At 69.8% G+C, this 16,191-nt stretch carries 13 protein-coding genes and 2 pseudogenes; 10 read left to right on the top strand and 5 right to left on the bottom strand.

The features are described from left to right. Positions 1 to 188: hypothetical protein (locus ACRWNP_RS13515; RefSeq protein WP_431961414.1), on the top strand; the 188-nt coding region annotated here is incomplete at its 5' end. Positions 189 to 308: 120 nt separating this feature from the next. Here the strand turns inward: ACRWNP_RS13515 and ACRWNP_RS13520 are convergent. Next, complete coding sequence (locus tag ACRWNP_RS13520) at positions 309 to 503, bottom strand: hypothetical protein (RefSeq protein WP_431961415.1); 195 nt, start codon at positions 501 to 503, stop codon at positions 309 to 311. A 50-nt stretch (positions 504 to 553) separates the two neighbouring features. On the opposite strand from ACRWNP_RS13520, the gene ACRWNP_RS13525 reads away from it, so the two are divergent. Then, entirely contained in the window at positions 554 to 1,147 is a 594-nt protein-coding gene (locus ACRWNP_RS13525) for a hypothetical protein (protein WP_431961416.1), read from the top strand. A gap of 18 nt (positions 1,148 to 1,165) precedes the next feature. On the opposite strand, the pseudogene ACRWNP_RS13530 reads toward ACRWNP_RS13525, so the two are convergent. Further along, a pseudogene (locus tag ACRWNP_RS13530) lies at positions 1,166 to 1,333 on the bottom strand (IS21 family transposase); the annotation flags it as partial. Positions 1,334 to 2,410: 1,077 nt separating this feature from the next. Here ACRWNP_RS13530 and ACRWNP_RS13535 point away from each other — a divergent pair. The 4 genes from ACRWNP_RS13535 (at position 2,411) to ACRWNP_RS13550 (ending at position 7,625) form a co-directional block, all read left to right on the top strand. Further along, on the top strand, positions 2,411 to 2,827 hold the full coding sequence (locus ACRWNP_RS13535) for a CBS domain-containing protein (protein ID WP_431961417.1): 417 nt from the start codon (positions 2,411 to 2,413) through the stop codon (positions 2,825 to 2,827). Between the two features lie 181 nt (positions 2,828 to 3,008). Further along, positions 3,009 to 4,418 (top strand): amino acid permease, encoded by a 1,410-nt coding sequence (locus ACRWNP_RS13540; protein ID WP_431961418.1) that lies wholly within the window; start codon positions 3,009 to 3,011, stop codon positions 4,416 to 4,418. A gap of 313 nt (positions 4,419 to 4,731) precedes the next feature. Then, entirely contained in the window at positions 4,732 to 6,369 is a 1,638-nt protein-coding gene (locus ACRWNP_RS13545; protein WP_431961419.1) for a hypothetical protein, read from the top strand. A gap of 260 nt (positions 6,370 to 6,629) precedes the next feature. Beyond that, the gene (locus ACRWNP_RS13550; RefSeq protein ID WP_431961541.1) at positions 6,630 to 7,625 is read left to right on the top strand and encodes a lysylphosphatidylglycerol synthase transmembrane domain-containing protein; all 996 of its coding nucleotides are present in this window, start codon (positions 6,630 to 6,632) and stop codon (positions 7,623 to 7,625) included. Between the two features lie 221 nt (positions 7,626 to 7,846). Here ACRWNP_RS13550 and ACRWNP_RS13555 read toward each other — a convergent pair whose 3' ends face one another. Then, positions 7,847 to 8,092: a hypothetical protein gene (locus ACRWNP_RS13555; protein ID WP_431961420.1), complete on the bottom strand. Its 246-nt coding sequence runs from the start codon at positions 8,090 to 8,092 to the stop codon at positions 7,847 to 7,849. Between the two features lie 389 nt (positions 8,093 to 8,481). Between ACRWNP_RS13555 and ftsH the strand changes: the two genes are divergently transcribed. After that, complete coding sequence (gene ftsH / locus ACRWNP_RS13560) at positions 8,482 to 10,419, top strand: ATP-dependent zinc metalloprotease FtsH (RefSeq protein WP_431961421.1); 1,938 nt, start codon at positions 8,482 to 8,484, stop codon at positions 10,417 to 10,419. A gap of 30 nt (positions 10,420 to 10,449) precedes the next feature. Here the strand turns inward: ftsH and ACRWNP_RS13565 are convergent, their stop codons facing one another. Continuing rightward, a complete protein-coding gene (locus ACRWNP_RS13565) occupies positions 10,450 to 11,946 on the bottom strand; it encodes a DUF1254 domain-containing protein (protein ID WP_431961422.1) in 1,497 nt (498 codons plus the stop codon). Between the two features lie 533 nt (positions 11,947 to 12,479). Between ACRWNP_RS13565 and ACRWNP_RS13570 the strand changes: the two genes are divergently transcribed. After that, positions 12,480 to 13,799, top strand: a complete 1,320-nt coding sequence (locus ACRWNP_RS13570) for a PP2C family protein-serine/threonine phosphatase (RefSeq protein WP_431961423.1) — start codon at positions 12,480 to 12,482, stop codon at positions 13,797 to 13,799. A 46-nt stretch (positions 13,800 to 13,845) separates the two neighbouring features. Here ACRWNP_RS13570 and ACRWNP_RS13575 read toward each other — a convergent pair whose 3' ends face one another. Continuing rightward, positions 13,846 to 15,180 carry a nicotinate phosphoribosyltransferase gene (locus ACRWNP_RS13575; protein ID WP_431961424.1) on the bottom strand — a complete coding sequence of 445 codons (1,335 nt, stop codon included), beginning with the start codon at positions 15,178 to 15,180 and terminating at the stop codon, positions 13,846 to 13,848. A 348-nt stretch (positions 15,181 to 15,528) separates the two neighbouring features. Here ACRWNP_RS13575 and ACRWNP_RS13580 point away from each other — a divergent pair, with 348 nt between their 5' ends. Next, complete coding sequence (locus ACRWNP_RS13580) at positions 15,529 to 15,885, top strand: DUF5335 family protein (RefSeq protein ID WP_431961425.1); 357 nt, start codon at positions 15,529 to 15,531, stop codon at positions 15,883 to 15,885. 44 nt (positions 15,886 to 15,929) lie between these two features. Then, positions 15,930 to 16,127: pseudogene (locus ACRWNP_RS13585) on the top strand (DUF1918 domain-containing protein); the annotation flags it as partial. Between the last annotated feature and the right edge of the window lie 64 nt (positions 16,128 to 16,191).

Below are 16,191 nucleotides of genomic sequence, written 5' to 3' on the forward strand. Positions count from 1 at the left end.
TCTTCCGGCTGCTGGAGATCGAAGCCAACACCGGCGAACGGCTCGACGAAGCCCACCGGATGCAGTGGCTGGGAGAGGGCGCGGCACTGAAGAAGAGCCTGCAGCACATCAACGACCAGAAGAAGCAAACCGACCCCCTTCGGGGGCAGGCCGAGCACGGAGAGAGCGGACCCGGCTCCCTCAGCTGAACAATTCCATTGACCAGCGTGGGCGAGGTAGAGATCGTAAGCGCATGATGGACAGCACCTGACTCAACAACAATCACCATCTCATCCCCGGCAAGGAGCTCTTGCGCGCGAGCGCAGGTTCTATCTCCTGGCCTGCACGGCGAGCCACGGCCAACTCCTGATGCGAAGCATCGGCCAGCCCGGCACACCCGGCGAACCAGAGACCTCGAGAGTGCAGAGAAGGCCGAAGACGTGGCACGCGACGGTGTGACCGACGGCCAGCACGGCCCAGGTCGAGCTGAACATTGCCAGCGTTGCGAACTGCTCGATCGTCATCACCGGGCATCTCCAGCCGCCGCCAGGACGCCGTGGTCCAGAATCAGGTCATGGATGTCTTGAAGCTCCTGGAAGCCGCCTCCCTGCTCGTCCCCGAAGAGATCGCCACCGAGAACGACATCACGGTCAACGATGTCTGGGAGTACCTCGCCCAGGACGAGTGGGAAGTGGGCCTCGCGCTGCTGGAGGAGCTCGGCGATGTCCACGCGCTTCCGCTCAGCTTTTGGGAGGCCCTGGCCACCGCCGCGGAGCAGATGCGGCTGGAGAAGAGCGCGGCCTGGTGTCATTGGCGTTGCTACGAGACCCGCAACGGCATTATCCGAGCCGACCTCACCCTCCGACCGGCCAGCGAGAGTCGTCGGCAAACATCATTCTCCGGGGCCGGCGTCCTGCGACCGATGTGGAACATCGGTCACCGAACCCCAACCGGCGAACCGACCCTCAACATAGCGGCGCTATGGGTGGAGTTCACGCCCTTCCTGGGGCCCGGCGAGCGATCCTCGGTACGCCTTGCTCCTCTCGAGCCCTCGCACTGGCGGCATCTTCAGCCCGGTCAAGTGTTCACGATGCACGAAGACTCAACCGTTGCTGGAACGGCTGTCGTCCTTGAGGTTCTGCCTCCGGCGGCCACCTCCTCCGCATAGGAGCTGGCCTCCGACGCTCCTGCCGTTGGTGCAGAAGACGCGGTGGACGGCCTTGCCCGAATACGACAGGCGGAAGGAAAGCAGGTGGCAGGTCACCAGCTCGCCGGCGGGACGGCCCGTCACGTCACCGAAGTCGACCTCCGCCTCGTGACCGGGCTGGTGGCTGTGGGGGACGAACGCCTCCAGCGGGGCCTTGCCCGACTCCACAGGATCAACGGCTCCTTCACTGATCGCGCCTGAGGCCGCCTATTGGTATTCGGATGGCTCGCTGGACCGTCGTATGCCGGTACCGAAACGTCCGGACCGGAACCGTCGGCGGCCAGCGGCGGCTGCCGGCGACATCGACGCAGCGGCGGCCGACGCCGCCGTCAACCGACATGCCGCTCTCGCAGGCCGCCGACTCCCTGGCGCTGTCCGGGCACGGCGACCTTCCGGCTACCGACTGTGACGGTAACCATACGGAGTCGTCACAGCCCGCGCCGTGGCCGAGGCGCTCGCCGTGGCGCGGACAGATGTCAGCCAGTAGCCCTGCCGCAGCGGGGGACGACGGAGGTGCCGCGGGCCGTCACGAACGGGACACCCCTGTCCGCGGCGTTGCACGCCTTGGTCACCGCCGACGACGCAGGCCCATCAAGCGGTCGGGGCCGAATGGGAGCGGGGAACGGGGCCGGTCGGGCCTGGCGGCCGGCGCGCGAAGGCGTATGGTGGGAAGTGGCCTGCGGGGCGAGCGAGGGAGTTCGACCGGAACAGCCGGCGAGGACGTGGGAGGCAACAACTCCTGCAGAGCCGGTCATCGACGGTCGGACTGAGAGGCCGAAAGGTCGCAAGACCGGACGGCGACCTCCACCACCTGATCCGGACAATGCCGGCGAAGGGAGCCCACCTCGCAGGTCCCACATGCCCGCCCTCCTGTCATGGATCACTCCGCACGCAGTGCCACGCGGCGCCCGACATCGTGATGCCTTCCCGGCCCGGCTCCACGCACGGGCGGGCGGCTCCGGTCCCGCGCCACCCGGCTGACGGTTGCCGTGGCGCCAGGCCCGGGGCGTCGTCGCTTCTCGCACCGATGCCTTGCGGCAGGAGGCCGGCGGCGGTGGCGTCCACGACGTGCAATCGTTGAAAGAGCAGGTGCCGTTCGCGTGCACCGACCGCGAAACGCAGCGTCAGGCGCAGCGGCCCCTCTGACCCTGTTGATGAATCGACCCAGCAGTGAGGGCCCGGCCCCACGGGGTCCCGCCCCGCGACAACACGACGGAGGCAGCTATGACCACTGCGCGGGACATCATGCACGCGGGCGCCGAGTGCGTCCAGGAGAGCGAGACGCTGGAAGCAGCGGCGCGTCGGATGCGCGAGCTGGACGTCGGCGCGCTACCGATCTGCGGGCCGGACGACCGGCTCCACGGGATCATCACTGATCGTGACATTGTCGTGAAGTGCCTGGCCAGGGGCAAGGACCCCAAGCACATGACCGCGGGCGAGCTCGCCCAGGGGAAGCCCGTCACCATCGACGCCGACGCGCCGGCCGACAAGGTGCTGCGCACCATGCAGGATCACCGGATCCGGAGGCTGCCTGTCATCGCCGACCACCGGCTCGTAGGCATGATCAGCGAAGCCGATCTCTCCCGGCGGCTGCCCGAGGAACAGGTCGGCCATCTCGTCGAGGCCGTGTGTGCGCCCTGAGGCGGCGCCGATCGAACGAGCCCGCCCGCGGCTCGTGCACGACTGCACCACGTCAAGGGCGTGACGTCCCGGGGCGCCTCGAGGCCCATTCGCGCCCTCGGCACTACATCGAGCGGTGGTCTCGGTCGTCTTCGTGATCGGCCGTTGGTGACTGCCGTGCGGAGAGAGATGGAGAGGTGCGTTGGGCGGACTCGGGGCGGGCCGGGGCGTCCTGCGGCGCAAGCCCATCGGACACATCGATGAGCCAGGGGCCCAGGGCGCCCGACTGGAGCGGTCTTTGGGGTTGTGGCAACTGACCGCCATCGGTGTGGGCGGCATCATCGGTGCGGGCATCTTCGCACTGGCGGGCGCGGTCGCGAGCGGCACGGCCGGGCCCGCCGTGGTCGTGTCGTTCCTCATCGCGGGTGGGGCGAGCGCCGCCGCGGCACTGTCGTACGCGGAGTTCGCAGGCATGATCCCGACGGCGGGATCGGCCTACACCTACGGGTACGCGGTGCTCGGCGAACTTGCGGGCTGGTTCATCGGCTGGGACCTGTTGCTCGAGTACACGGCGATCGTGGCCGTGGTCGCCATCGGCGTCTCCGGATACTTCGGCTTCCTGGTCGGCGAGACAGAAGCCAATCCTCCGGCGTGGATGATGGGAGCCCCTGGTACGGGTGCCGGACACCGCGTCGACTTGTTCGCCGCCCTGCTGTGCCTGCTGATCGCGTACCTGCTGAACCTGGGCATCAAGAGCGCGGCACGCTTCGAGACCACTGTGGTGGGACTGAAGGTCCTCGTCGTGCTGCTCGTCATCGGCATCGGCGTCTTCCACATCGACACCGCCAACTACCGCCCGTTCTTCCCCTACGGCGTCGGCGGAGCGTTCACCGGAGCCGCAACCGTCTTCTTCGCCGTGTTCGGGTACGACGCGATGAGCACCGCGGCCGAGGAGTCCAAGGACGCCCAGCGCCACATGCCGAAGGCGATCGTCTACTCTCTCGCCGTCTCCATGGTCCTCTACGTCGCGGCCTGCCTGGTCCTGACGGGTATGCAGAACTACCAGGACATCGACCCCAAGAGCGGGTTCTCAACGGCGTTCAAGGCAGCGGGGCTCAGCGGCATCGCGGACGTCATCGCGGCCGGCGCGATCATCGGCATCCTCACCGTCATGTTCACCTTCATGCTGGGCGTCACCCGTGTGTGGTTCGCGATGAGCCGCGACGGACTGCTGCCGAAATGGTTCGCCAGAACGCATCCCACCCGGCACGTACCCACGCGCATCACCTGGATCGCAGGAGGAGCGTCGGCGGCAATCGCCGGATTCCTGCCGATCGCCGAGGCAGCCGAGCTGACCAACATCGGCATTCTGCTGGCGTTCGTCGTGGTGTGCGTGGCGGTCGTCGTACTGCACTACCGTCAGCCGGACCTGCCCCGCAGCTTCCGTACACCGGGGATGCCCCTGGTGCCCGCGATCGGGGTCGTCTTCTCGCTCTGGCTCATCACCTTCCTGCAGTGGCAGACATGGGTGCGGTTCGCTGTGTGGTTCGTGATCGGGCTCGGCGTGTACTTCGGATACTCCTGCCGGCACGCGGAGCTGGCTCGGCGGTAGGGGCATACCGCCGGCCGCGCCAGAGGACGCCACCAGAAACGGGAGCCACCCTCGCCCCGCCCCGTGCCGGCCGCCTGATCGTTCGACCGGCCGCCCGCAGGAGAGCTCCGCAGCTGCGCGTCCTGCCCCTTCCCCCGGTTCCGCGCCGGCCGACACGGGCCTGCTCTCGCCCGGCTGCCCCACTCGGCTTGCCCGTTCGAGTGCACACGGTGATGCTCGTCAAGCAGAAAGCGATGCACGCTGCCGATGAGTGGCGGCCGGTACGACCCGGCTGCGCAGTACCTGAGACAACGAACCGCCAGGAGAGCCGACCGTGGACAACCTCGCGCTGGGAATCCGGTACTCACTGGCGTGCGCCGTGCTGCTGTGCGCCATGGCCGGGTGCGGTCAGCGCCCGGCCGGCGCCGGCGAAGACACGGCCGACGATGCGATCACCACGGGATTGGCCGCCGAACTGGAGAAGAGCGGTTTCCGGGTCAACCCGGGATACGCCAGGCTGTACACGCAGCAGGACTGCAAGGACAACACGTACCCCCTGCTGAAGAACTGCCTCGCGAACAACCCCGCGGCGCCTTACGTGACGCCCGTTCTGAAGACCTGGCCGAACGAATACGTCGACCCCGCGACGGTGAACGCGTTCGGCCGGATACGACCCGGCTACAGCGCGACGTACCGGCTCGATCCGCGGGACGCGGTCGTGATCTACGGGAAGATGCCACCCCCGGGTCGCTACATGAGCCTGCAGACCTGGCAATTCAGCCAGACGGGGCAATGGAGGACCGCCGACTACCTCAAGTGGGAGCACACGGCCGGTCAGCCCGTTCCCCTGGAGTACCTGTTCGACACGATCCCACCCGATGGCCGGCGGTCGGCGCGCACCCAGAGTGCGTCCGCACTCGGGGACACCGTCAACAACGTCGTCATGGAACGGCAATCCGGTTACTCCTTCGCGAAGGACCGGTACTTCATCATCACCCCCAGCTCCACCACCGACCAGGCCGTCCGCCGGGCCCTGCAGGCCCAGGGCGTTCCCGGCGCGGACATCTTCACCGAACAGATTCCCGCCCGCGACGAGCACGGCCCGATCGGGCCACTGGGCATGGGAAAAAACGCCGTCGACTTCGTCACCGCGTTCCGGTACGCCGTCCCCGACCCCGGCCAGGAGCAGGCAGCGGAGAAGTGGCGGAAGGCTCCCCCTCTGACGGTGATGCGTGTACGGGCCCCCGACTCCCTGGGGTCCGTCCGGCGCTACGGAGCGCTGACCTTCGGCAAACGCACGGCGAACAGCGAGGCTCACCTGGCAGGCGACCTGCGTAACCTGGTCGACGCGGTGTGCGACCGTGTCCGCGCTCGGGCGCACCTGCACACGGGTGACTGCGGGAACCAGCAGTCGGCATCCACCCTGATCCCCGACCTGGTGCGCGACTTCGGGTGGACGGGGCCGTACTGCCGCGAGATCGGCATGAACTGCCTGGGAGACCAGCAGGACGCGGCCTATTTCCTGTCCCGGCCACTCCCCCTCGACGCCGGGCAGGTGTACGCCGTGGTGGGCACCCTCGCCACGGAAACCGGCAACGCCACATACAGCGCCCTGTCCGTCAACGACGCCTCGCTGCTGGCCGGCGTGGCGAACGTTCTGGACACCGGCCTCAAGGGTTCCGCGGACGACTACACGAAAACGGTCGAACACAGCGACAAGTTCTTCGTGCACTACTTCACCCGGGACTGCTCGGTCCTGCGGGGCGTACCCGACTGGCCGAAGAGCTGCACCGGCATCACCACTGACATGCTGCCCTCACGCGCGGACACCACCGCGATGGGCGACCCCGCTCTGCACGGCATGTTCATGGCCTCGCTGCGGGACTACGTCAAGCCGGGAACCGCACGCGGGCCGGACTCCTCCCAATTGCTGACTCCGAGAATCCTCACGTTCACCCAGTCGGCGAAGTAGCGTGCCGAAACCCGGACCTGGCCGCCGGCCCGCCCGTCGGAAAGCGGCGACCGCCGTCGGCCGAGGGAAAGCGGGAGGGGGAACAGGCGCCGCCTTCCCGGCGCGACGCCGCAGAACGACCGCTCGGCATCCGCGGACGGCGTGAGGCATCGTGGCCCTTGTGCGCACATGAAGGCCCCGCTACGGCGCCCGACCCGCAGAAGGCCCGGTTCGGTGCGGGGAGGCGGCCGGTGGCCCGGTGGCCCGGATGGGTCCGGTGGGTGGGGGCCGGGGTCATCGTGGCCGGGGTGGCTCTTCTGGCGGGCTCGCACCGGCAGCAGGTGGCACAGGCCTACGTCCTCATCTCACATGTCCGCGGACCGGCACTGACCGCCGCGGTGGCCTGCGAGGCGCTCTCGCTCCTGTGCTTCGCCGCCGTCCCACGCCGGCTGCTGGCCGGCGGCGGCGTGCGCTGGGGTCTGGGTCGTATGGCCGTGATCACTATGGCGGGCAATGCCGTGGCGGGTGCCCTGCCCGGTGGAGCCGCCTTCGCCGGCGCCTGGGTGTACCGGCAGTTCAGCCGCCGGGGCGTTCCCCCCGCCATGGCCGTTGCCGTACTGGCCGCCGGCGGCGCACTGTCGGCCGCCGGACTGACGCTGCTCGTCGCCGCCGGCTTGGTCGGCCTCGGCACCGTCGTCGGGACAGCGGCGCTCGTACGGCCTGTCATCGGTGTCCTGCTGGCGGCGTCCGCTGCGGTGGCGGTACTCATGGTTCTGTCACGGTCACCACGATTCCGAGCCGCCGTGAGGCGAACCTGGGTGTCCGCAGGCCGGCGCTCGGCACTCGTACATCGCGGTCAGCAAGCGCTGGCGGCCGTCGTGGAGCAGGCCAGGAGCCTCCAGCCAGGCCTGCGCCCGTGGCTGTGGCCCGCCTTTCTGGCCCTCATGAACTGGATCATGGACGCCGCGTGCCTGGTGTGTTGCATGTGGGCACTGGGCATCGCCGTGCCCTGGCACGGACTCCTCCTCGCCTACGGACTCGCCCAGCTCCCCGGGAGCCTGCGGCTGACGCCGGGCAGCCTGGGTGTCCTCGAGGCGGGCTTGTCCGCGTTGCTCGTCCTCTACGGCCTGGACTCCGGCTCGGCGATCGCCGCTACCCTTCTGTACCGCGCCATCAGCTACTGGGCACTCCAGCCGATCGGATGGGCTTGCTGGACGGCGGTGACCGCCCAGCGCGGCACGCCCCGGCGACGTTCCACCGGCCCCCGTCCGCGGTGAGCGTGGTGACGCGCTCACGGCCCATGCCTCACGTGCTGACCGGAGCCATCGTGGAAGGTTCCGCCTCGCGGCACCGTCGCTGCATCACGCCGCCCGCCGATGGGCGCGCCCGTCGGCGGGCGCCTCCAGGCGGGGCACCACACCGCCATGCGGAAGTGGGGCGGTTCATGCCCGGCCATCAGTGCCGCGCGACGCACGGCTCGGCCGGACAGAAGCCCCGCCTACAGCTTCTGTGAGAGCAGCAGCTCGTGGGCCAGACGGGCACCGCGTGCCGCTTCGTCCGCGAGGGCCGTGTCCTGGGAAGGAATGGCCTCGAGGCCGTGGGCGAGCGCCCGGACCGCTTCGGCAAGCGTGTTCACCTGCGCTTCCAGCCGTTCAAGCCGCATCTCGGGTGTCTGCGGGCCTCCGTCGCCGTGCCTGAGGGGGCGGGTCGGCATGTCCGGCGCGTCCTGTTCGGTGTGAGCCATCTCGGACCTCCGGTGAGAGTCGGGAAGATGTCGGCCGGCCCGGGCGCCCGGCGCGGAATCGGAACCCGCCCACGACCCGGGACGGTGTGCCTGAACCGGTGCGCCACTGCCGCCGGCGAAGCCGACTACAGGCCGAGGCGGGAGGGGCGGCGGCAAGCCGCCCGCCCCGCCGAAGGGACCATCCGCCTTCCAGGTAATCCCGCGCGCGCCGAACCCGATAGGGCCGAACGGCCCGATCAGGCGGCCCTGCCGCAGCGGTACACCGTTCGCGCCTGCCCGTCGGCCCGCAGGCCCGCCATGCCACCTGCAGGTCGTGCCGGTTCCACCGCGAGGGCCGATCCTGGAAGCAGGGCGACCACCCAAAGACCTTCTTCCCGCGAGGAGCTCCCGTGCTCACACAGGTCCGCCTGCCGGATCGGCACGCGTCGCGGTCGGCGAAGCCAGGGCCGCCGCGCGAGCCACCGAAGCCGGCCACGCCCACCGCGCCGTCCTGGCGGCCATGGCTCCTGCCGCTCGCCGCTCTGGTCGTGATCCTGATCCTGGTGGCACGGGCCCAGCCGTCACGCAGCACCACGTTCCCCTACAGCGCATTCGTCGGCAAGGTCGAGGCCGGCGTGGTGAAGACCGTAGACATCAATGACAAGGGAGCTGTCGCCGGGACGCTCAAGGACGGCACCAGGTTCACCACGCGCATCCCGACCGCCCTGGACACCAGCCCCCTGGAGCAGCAGCTGCGCGACAAGAAGGTGGAGATCACCGCGTCGCAGAGCAGTGGCGGCGACGGGCTCACGACGCTGCTGGTACTGCTGCTGCCCCTGCTGTTCATCGTGATGCTGTTCTGGTGGTCGGGCCGCAAGGCGGCGCAGACGCTGACCGGTGGGCTCGGCGGCATCGGACGGTCACGCGCCAAGATCATCGAAGCTGAGCGCCCGACCACCCGTTTCGACGACGTCGCGGGCTACGAGGGCGTCAAACAGGAGATCAGCGAGATCGTGGACTTCCTGCGCCGTCCCGAGCGCTACGCGGTGGTGGGGGCCAAGGGGCCGCGGGGGGTGATCATGGTGGGACCACCCGGCACGGGCAAGACCCTCATCGCCCGGGCCGTCGCCGGTGAGGCGGAGGTCCCGTTCCTCTCCGTGACCGGGTCCGCGTTCGTCGAGATGTTCGTCGGCGTGGGTGCCTCACGTGTCCGTGACCTTTTCGGCGAAGCCCGCAAACGGGCACCGTCGATCGTCTTCATCGACGAGATCGACGCAGTCGGCAGCCGCCGCGCCGGCAACCGGCTGGGCGGCAACGACGAACGTGAACAGACCCTCAACCAGCTCCTCGCGGAGATGGACGGCTTCGATCAGGGCAGCGGCATCGTCGTGCTCGCCGCGACCAACAGGCCCGAGGCCCTCGACCCGGCCCTCCTGCGACCCGGCCGCTTCGACCGGCATGTCACGGTCCCGCTGCCGAACCAGGCCGAGCGGACCGCGATCCTCGCTGTCCACGCCCGGGGCAAGACACTCGCGCCGGACGTGGACTGGGGAATCGTCGCGCGCTCCACACCCGGCTTCTCCGGTGCGGACCTGGCCAACCTCGTCAACGAGGCCGCCATCAACGCCGTTCGTGCCGACCGCGCGGTGATCGATGCCGACGACCTGGCCACCGCGCGCGACCGCGTGCTGCTCGGGCGGAGGGAGAGTTCCAACGCCCTGCTCCCCGAGGAGCGCCGCGCCGTGGCCGTACACGAATCCGGCCATGCCCTCGTCGCAGCCCTGTGCGAACACGCCGACCCGGTCGCCAAGGTCACCATCCTCCCCTCGGGGCCCGCGCTGGGCGCCACCGAGCAGCTCCCCGAGGCCGAACGGCACTTGTACACCGAGGGCTACCTCACCGACCTTCTCGCCGTCCGGCTCGGTGGCAGGGCCGCCGAGCTCGTCGTGTTCGGCGAGGGCTCGACGGGCGCGGCCGACGACCTGGCGGGGGCCACCCAGATCGCCGACCGCATGGTCACGGAATTCGGGCTGTCACAGGCGCTGGGCCCTGTCGGCTATGCCTCGGGCACACCGCGCTACCTCGGCCAGGACAACGGGAAGGAGGCGGTCGGGCGGAGCTATTCCGAGCACACCCAGCGGATCGTCGACGAAGAGACCGCGCGCCTGGTCACGGAGGCCGAGAAACGCGCCGTCGCCCTGCTGCGAGAACACCGGAGGGCCCTTGAGGCCCTGGCCGGACTCCTCGTCACCCGCGAGACCGTCGACGGATCGGTGGTCCTCGACGTCCTGGAAAACGGTGCATCGGCGCAAGGTGTCTCCCCACGCCGTGCGCGAGCACATCAGTGAAAGCGCACGTCGCGCGCGCAGCCCGTCGCCTCACCCGACGCGGACCAGCGGAGGGCATTCCCAGGTGGCGTCGAGCACCTCGGGGCGCGGCCGGTACATCCGCAGCACGACGAACCAGGGGCCGTGCCTGGAGGTGGGCAGCCAGTTGGCCTCCTTGTCGCTCCCGGGAGACCGATTCTGCAGGTGGATGGTCAGCCCGCCCTCGGCATCCCAGGTGAGGCCGTGGGTCCGGTCACCGATGGAGTAGCGGCCGGCCTCATTGGGGATGAGGTTCATGTCCTCGCCGTAGGCGCTCAGCGACCAGAAGGCCTCGGCGGGAGGCATGGCGTCCGCGTCGAAGTGCAGGACGTAGCGGCCGCCGGCACTGAGCCTGTTGCCGTCGGCGTCCTGGAAATTGGTCAGGTACACCGCTTCGGCGGGGTCGTTGGCCGTCACCCCGAGCAGGGACTGGTCCGCGGCACGTTTGAGGAAGTCGTCGCCGAAGCGTCCCATCTGCGGGGGCGGGTAGCGCCAGCCGTGGACCAGGTGTGCCCAGTCACCGCTCAGGGTCTGCTGCTTGAGCATGGGCAGGCCGACCGCGGCCGCCCTGATGAGGCTGCGCTTGACCGCCTCGGGCTGCGCCTCGACGTCGAGGCCTGGGCCCACACCGATCTGGGCGAACTGCTTGAGGAGGATCTCGTGGTGGGCCGGCGGAGGGTTCTCGGCCAGCATCGCGTTCAAGGTCCTCCAGGGTCCGAGCGGATCCTCCTTGGCGGTGACCGGCTTGAGGACGTCACGGCTCTCGGGGACGTGCGCATCCGGTTCGCCGAACAGTCCGAGCGGGGTGAGCCGGTAGCGTTCCTGCAGTGCGCGCACGGCGGGGACGTCGTGCGCCCCATCCACGAGGGTCCGGCCGAGGACGAGCACCCAGGGGCTGGGCGCCTTCTCCAGTGGGCGGACCTCCGGCGGCAACTCCCCCGTCCAGCCAGGGCCGATGAGAGCGAAGTGTCCCGCGGCCGAGCCGGTGGTGCGCTGCCCGACGTAGTCGAAGTTGTCCGACGTGATCCCGATCAACTCGAAGGCGAAGTAGCGGTCGCCCATGTCAGGGTGAGAGAGGATCACCGGCTCTGCGCGGAGGTCGACCCACGCCACGGAGTACAGGGTGTCGTTGTTGGGGCATCCACCGTCGCGATAGGTGGCGTCCAGGAGACGTTCGGCGTGCCAGAAATGGTTGACGGGCGCATAGGGCACCGTGGCCGGATTACGCGGCTGTGTCACCCAGTCGTATCGGAGTTGAGCGTTGTACATGTACGGGAACCCGTAGACGAATGCCTGCTCACCGAGCGTGTAGGCGTATTCGCTGTGCCAGTCCTCGACGTTTCCGGTCACGATGGGACCCACCGCCTGCCGCAGCGCAGGAATCATGTCCGACAGCCGGCGCACCTGTCGGAGGGTCGCCTTGGGGTGAAGAACCGCATGCCCGGTGGTACGTGCTGCCGTTGCCGCGACCACCGCGATGTCCTCGGCCATGCCGCGTCGATGTCGCATCTTCGTATTTTCAGTCATGTCCACATCACTTCACACTGAAAGGGCTTCCCTGGGGGAAGGGCGCTCCGAATTCATGGCTTATTTCCATGCTGCGTGCTTCCGCTCCAGCGGGCCAACGCAGGGATGCCGGCGGGCGCGCTGGAGGCGACGGCGGTTGTCCGCGCGCGTATGGCGAAGCGCACCCGCACCAGGACGGACCGGGCACGCACTCTGTGTGTCGCATTGCGATGCCGGGCTTACGTCTCTAGCGTGATCGCTCGCTGGCGGGGCACCGTCGTGAGGGGAGGCGGCTTGGACCGCTCGTGCATGGCACCGGAAGGGCGGACGTGCCGCCGCCGCCGGACGGCTCATGGGCATCGGTTGGCCCGAGATGTCAGGACGTGGACCGGCGGCACGCGAAGAAGCGCCTCACGCCGCTTGCCCGCCCGCCCTCCTGGGGTCACGCCGGTGGGGTGGGAAGTGGACCTCGACGTGCGCGACCGCGTCGTCGTGACCGGGTCCGTCCGGACCGGCCCACGCCCCGGACACCGGTGATGTCCGGCGACGACGAGTTGCCGGGCCGGCCGCCGGTGCCCCGGCTGCGTCTGGGGACCGAACTGGAGCGGATCGCCGACCAGCTCAAGGCACTGGCCCGGGTTCAGGACGAGCTCCACGAGCTCTACGAGGCCGTCCTGGGCAGGGAAGCGGGGTTGTCCGACGTGCTCAAGTTGGTTGTGTCCACCGCCATGGACCTCGTCGGCGCCAGGTACGGCGCCTTGGGCGTGCTGCACGAGGACAAGGAAAGCCTCGCGTTGTTCGTCCCGATGGGCCTGTCGGAGCAGGAAAGGAGCGACCTGGCCGACGTCGAGCTGCCACGCGGGCACGGCCTGCTCGGGCGTCTCATCACCCACCCCGAGCCGTTGCGTGTCGACGACATCAGCGCCCACCCGGACTCTGTCGGCTTCCCCACCGGCCATCCACCCATGCGAACCCTCCTGGGTGCTCCGATCGGCATTCGCGGCAGCATCTTCGGCAACCTGTACGTCGCGGAGCGGCGCGACGGGCGGCCCTTCGAAGCCCGCGACGAAGCACTGATCGTCGCACTGGCGGGCGCCGCCGGCCTGGCGATCGACGACGCTCGTCTGTACGAGCAGACCCGACGGAACGCCGAACGCTTCCAGCAGTTGCTCCTGCCGAGGCTCCCCCGTGACCTCGGCCCCTTCCACGCCGCCGCCGCCTACCGGCCGGCCCTCGCGCCCGACCACGTGGGCGGCGACTGGTACGACGCCCTGCTGGTGCCGGACCGGGCCTGCGCCATGGTCATCGGAGACGTCGTCGGACACGACCTTCAGGCGGCCGCCGCCATGGCACAGACACGCAACATGCTCCGTGTCCTGCTGTACGACCAGCGCACCCCGCCCAGCGTCGTCCTCGCCCACCTCGACCGTGCCCTCCAGGCCATCACCGACAACCCGGTCACGACCGCCTGCCTCGCCCGCGTGGAGCCCGGCAACGGCGGCTGGACGCTGCGCTGGAGCACGGCGGGCCACCCTCCGCCGCTGGTCATCGCCCCCGGTGGGCGGGCCGGATACCTGCAGGCCGAGCCTGATCTGCCTCTGGGGGTCGACACCAGCCAGCCGCGCCACGACCATGTGCACGCCCTTCCGCCGGAAGCCACGGTGCTCTTCTTCACCGACGGCCTCGTGGAACTTCGCGGACGGCCCTACCAGGAGGGGCTGGACCGCCTCATGGCCGTCGCGACCGCCCACGCCGCTCTGCCCCTCGACTGCTTCGTGCAAAGGCTGGCCGACGAGCACCCCAGTGACGGCCGGGACGACATGGCGATCTTGGCCCTGCGCATCCCCGCCTCCTGAGATCGTGCGGGCCGTCCACGCCCCGGCACCTCGCGTCGTCCCGCCGCTACATGGCGGCCAGCACGTCGTCCTCGATCCGGCGGCGAACACGTCGCGTGAGCTCTTCCAGGGCCGCCGAGCGGGTGACCTGCGGCGGGATGGGGCCGTGGATCCTTCGGGCATGGTGCGGCAGTGCCGCGAGATCGGCCTCGAACCGCGCGTGCGCCCAGGCCAGAGGCTCCGGTTTCGAGGTCCGCCGGCCGTGCGACATGACAGTGACCAGCAGCGGCTCGGCGCCCGGCGGGACGTCCTCGTCCTTCAGCGCGATGACGTCGGCGCAGCCCGGATGCCGGATGACCTGCTTGGGCCCCGGAGCGGTCACCTTCGCGGTGGAGAGCTTCATCACGGGCCGGCCGTCGTAGCTGACCAGTTTGTAGGCCGAGTCCAGGTACGGAGCGTCGGCCGACACTCCCACACGCGTACCGACGGCGTAGGTGTCGATCGGTGCGCCGGCGCGGACCAGTTCCTCGATGCGGTACTCGTCCAGGCCCCCGCTGGCGACGATGCGCACGTCGGGGAGTCCGGCGTCGTCGAGGACACGACGGGTGATCACGGCCAGGGCTGCGAGGTCGCCGCTGTCCAGTCGTATCGCGCATCCCGGGGGCGGGCCCAGTTCCTTGAGGACACGTGCGGCGGTGGCCGTTCCCGCCACGGTGTCGTAGGTGTCGACGAGGAAGGTCACGGGGCCGGGGTGGGTCACGGCGAACGCGCGGAAGGCCGATTCCTCGTCGCGGAAGGCCTCGACGTACGAGTGGGCCATCGTGCCGGTGGCGGTCAGCCCGTACGCGTGGGCGGCGGCCACGTTGCTCGTCGCGGTGAAACCGACCATCGCGCCCAGCCGGGCCGCTTTCATCGCCGCCTCGATGCCCTGGGTGCGGCGCAGGGAGAAGTCCACGACCGGACGTCCGTCGGCTGCGAGTACGCACCGGGCCGCTTTCGAGGCGATCGCGGTCTGGTGGCTGATCTGGTTGAGGACGTAGCTCTCGACGAGCTGGGCCTGGGGCAGGGGTGCGGTCACCTCCAGCAGGGGTTCCCCGCCCAGGACGATCCTGCCTTCCGGTACGGCGCGGACCTCGCCGTCGAAGCCGGTCCCCTGCAGGGGGGTGAGGTCGCCGCGCGGCCGGTGCAGCAGGTCGGCGAAGGCCGCGACGTCCTCAGGCCGCACCCGGAACCCGGACAGGTAGTCGAGCACCGAGTCCAGGCCGGCGGTGACCAGGAAGCCCCGCTCGGGCGGGAGGTCCCGGACGAACAGGCTGAAGGTCGCGGGCGCCGTCATCCCCTCGTGGACGTAGGACAGGGCCATCGTCACCTCGTAGAGGTCCGTGGTGAGCGCTCGGGACATCGGTGCCGCCTCCTCGGAGGGCCGGGACGCCCGGCCTCGCGGGCCCCGTGCCGTGTGCGGGACGAACGGGCCGCCGGGGCGGGGACCTGGGCGCGTCTCCCAGTCCAACGCGGACCGCCGGACGGCGGCAGTGCCGAGTGGGCAGGTTCCCGGGCCGATCGGCCCATCCCCCGCTGATGGTTCCCGCCGCCTCCTCGGAGGGTGCGTCGGCCCTCCGCGTAGCACCATGGTGGTAGGGAGGCGTGTGACCGTCGTGACACGGCCCGCCTTGGGCGGGCTACGGCGAATGACGGACCCGGTGGCGCTCCCGTCGCCGACGGCGGGGGGCCGGCACTCAGGATGGCGATCATGGACAGCGAAACACTGCACCGCAGCGACTGGAAGATGGTGCTCGAGGGAGTCACCGCTCGTCATGAGGGGGAACTCGTGACCATCGAGGTGCTGGACCCGTTGCTCGGGCCCCAGCACGAAGCCGAGCGGCTGCCCTTCTCCTACCTCGACTACGACCCCAGGGACGACGCTGTGATCGCCGCGGTCGGCGGCCGGCCTCCGAGGTACCCGGTCGTCCTGCGTCACATGATCGCGCATCCCCAGGAGATCGACATCGCCACCATGGACGTGCCCGAGACGGCTGTACGGATCGTCGCGGAGGACGGCACTCCCACGTTGGTCACCTTCTACCCGGCTCGGCCACGCGGAGCCTGACGGCCGGGGCGGACGTCACATTCGACGCAGGACGGGAGATGACGATGCACGCCCACCTCGGCGACCAGCTCATCGTGGAGAGCCCGAGCACGGGGGCCACCCGCCGCGAGGGAGAGATCGTCGGACTGCACCACGATGACGGAACGCCGCCGTATGACGTCCGCTGGTCGGACACGGACCGGACGTCTCTCATCTTCCCGGGACCCGACGCCCACGTCCACCATCTCGAACGGCGTTCCCCGGACACGAGGTGAGGGCGCACGGCCGAGCGGCCCATGACGGCCGGACCGCGACGTCCCCGTCCTC

This window comes from Actinacidiphila sp. bgisy160 (assembly GCF_965342435.1).
In the GTDB taxonomy this organism is placed as follows: Bacteria; Actinomycetota; Actinomycetes; order Streptomycetales; family Streptomycetaceae; genus Actinacidiphila.

Excerpts from the sequence above, each read along its gene's own strand:
- ACRWNP_RS13520 (WP_431961415.1), bottom strand. The coding sequence starts at position 503 with ATGACGATCGAGCAGTTCGCAACGCTGGCAATGTTCAGCTCGACCTGG.
- ACRWNP_RS13525 (WP_431961416.1), top strand. The coding sequence starts at position 554 with ATGGATGTCTTGAAGCTCCTGGAAGCCGCCTCCCTGCTCGTCCCCGAA.
- ACRWNP_RS13535 (WP_431961417.1), top strand. The coding sequence starts at position 2,411 with ATGACCACTGCGCGGGACATCATGCACGCGGGCGCCGAGTGCGTCCAG.
- ACRWNP_RS13555 (WP_431961420.1), bottom strand. The coding sequence starts at position 8,092 with ATGGCTCACACCGAACAGGACGCGCCGGACATGCCGACCCGCCCCCTC.
- ACRWNP_RS13565 (WP_431961422.1), bottom strand. The coding sequence starts at position 11,946 with ATGCGACATCGACGCGGCATGGCCGAGGACATCGCGGTGGTCGCGGCA.
- ACRWNP_RS13570 (WP_431961423.1), top strand. The coding sequence starts at position 12,480 with ATGTCCGGCGACGACGAGTTGCCGGGCCGGCCGCCGGTGCCCCGGCTG.
- ACRWNP_RS13575 (WP_431961424.1), bottom strand. The coding sequence starts at position 15,180 with ATGTCCCGAGCGCTCACCACGGACCTCTACGAGGTGACGATGGCCCTG.
- ACRWNP_RS13580 (WP_431961425.1), top strand. The coding sequence starts at position 15,529 with ATGGACAGCGAAACACTGCACCGCAGCGACTGGAAGATGGTGCTCGAG.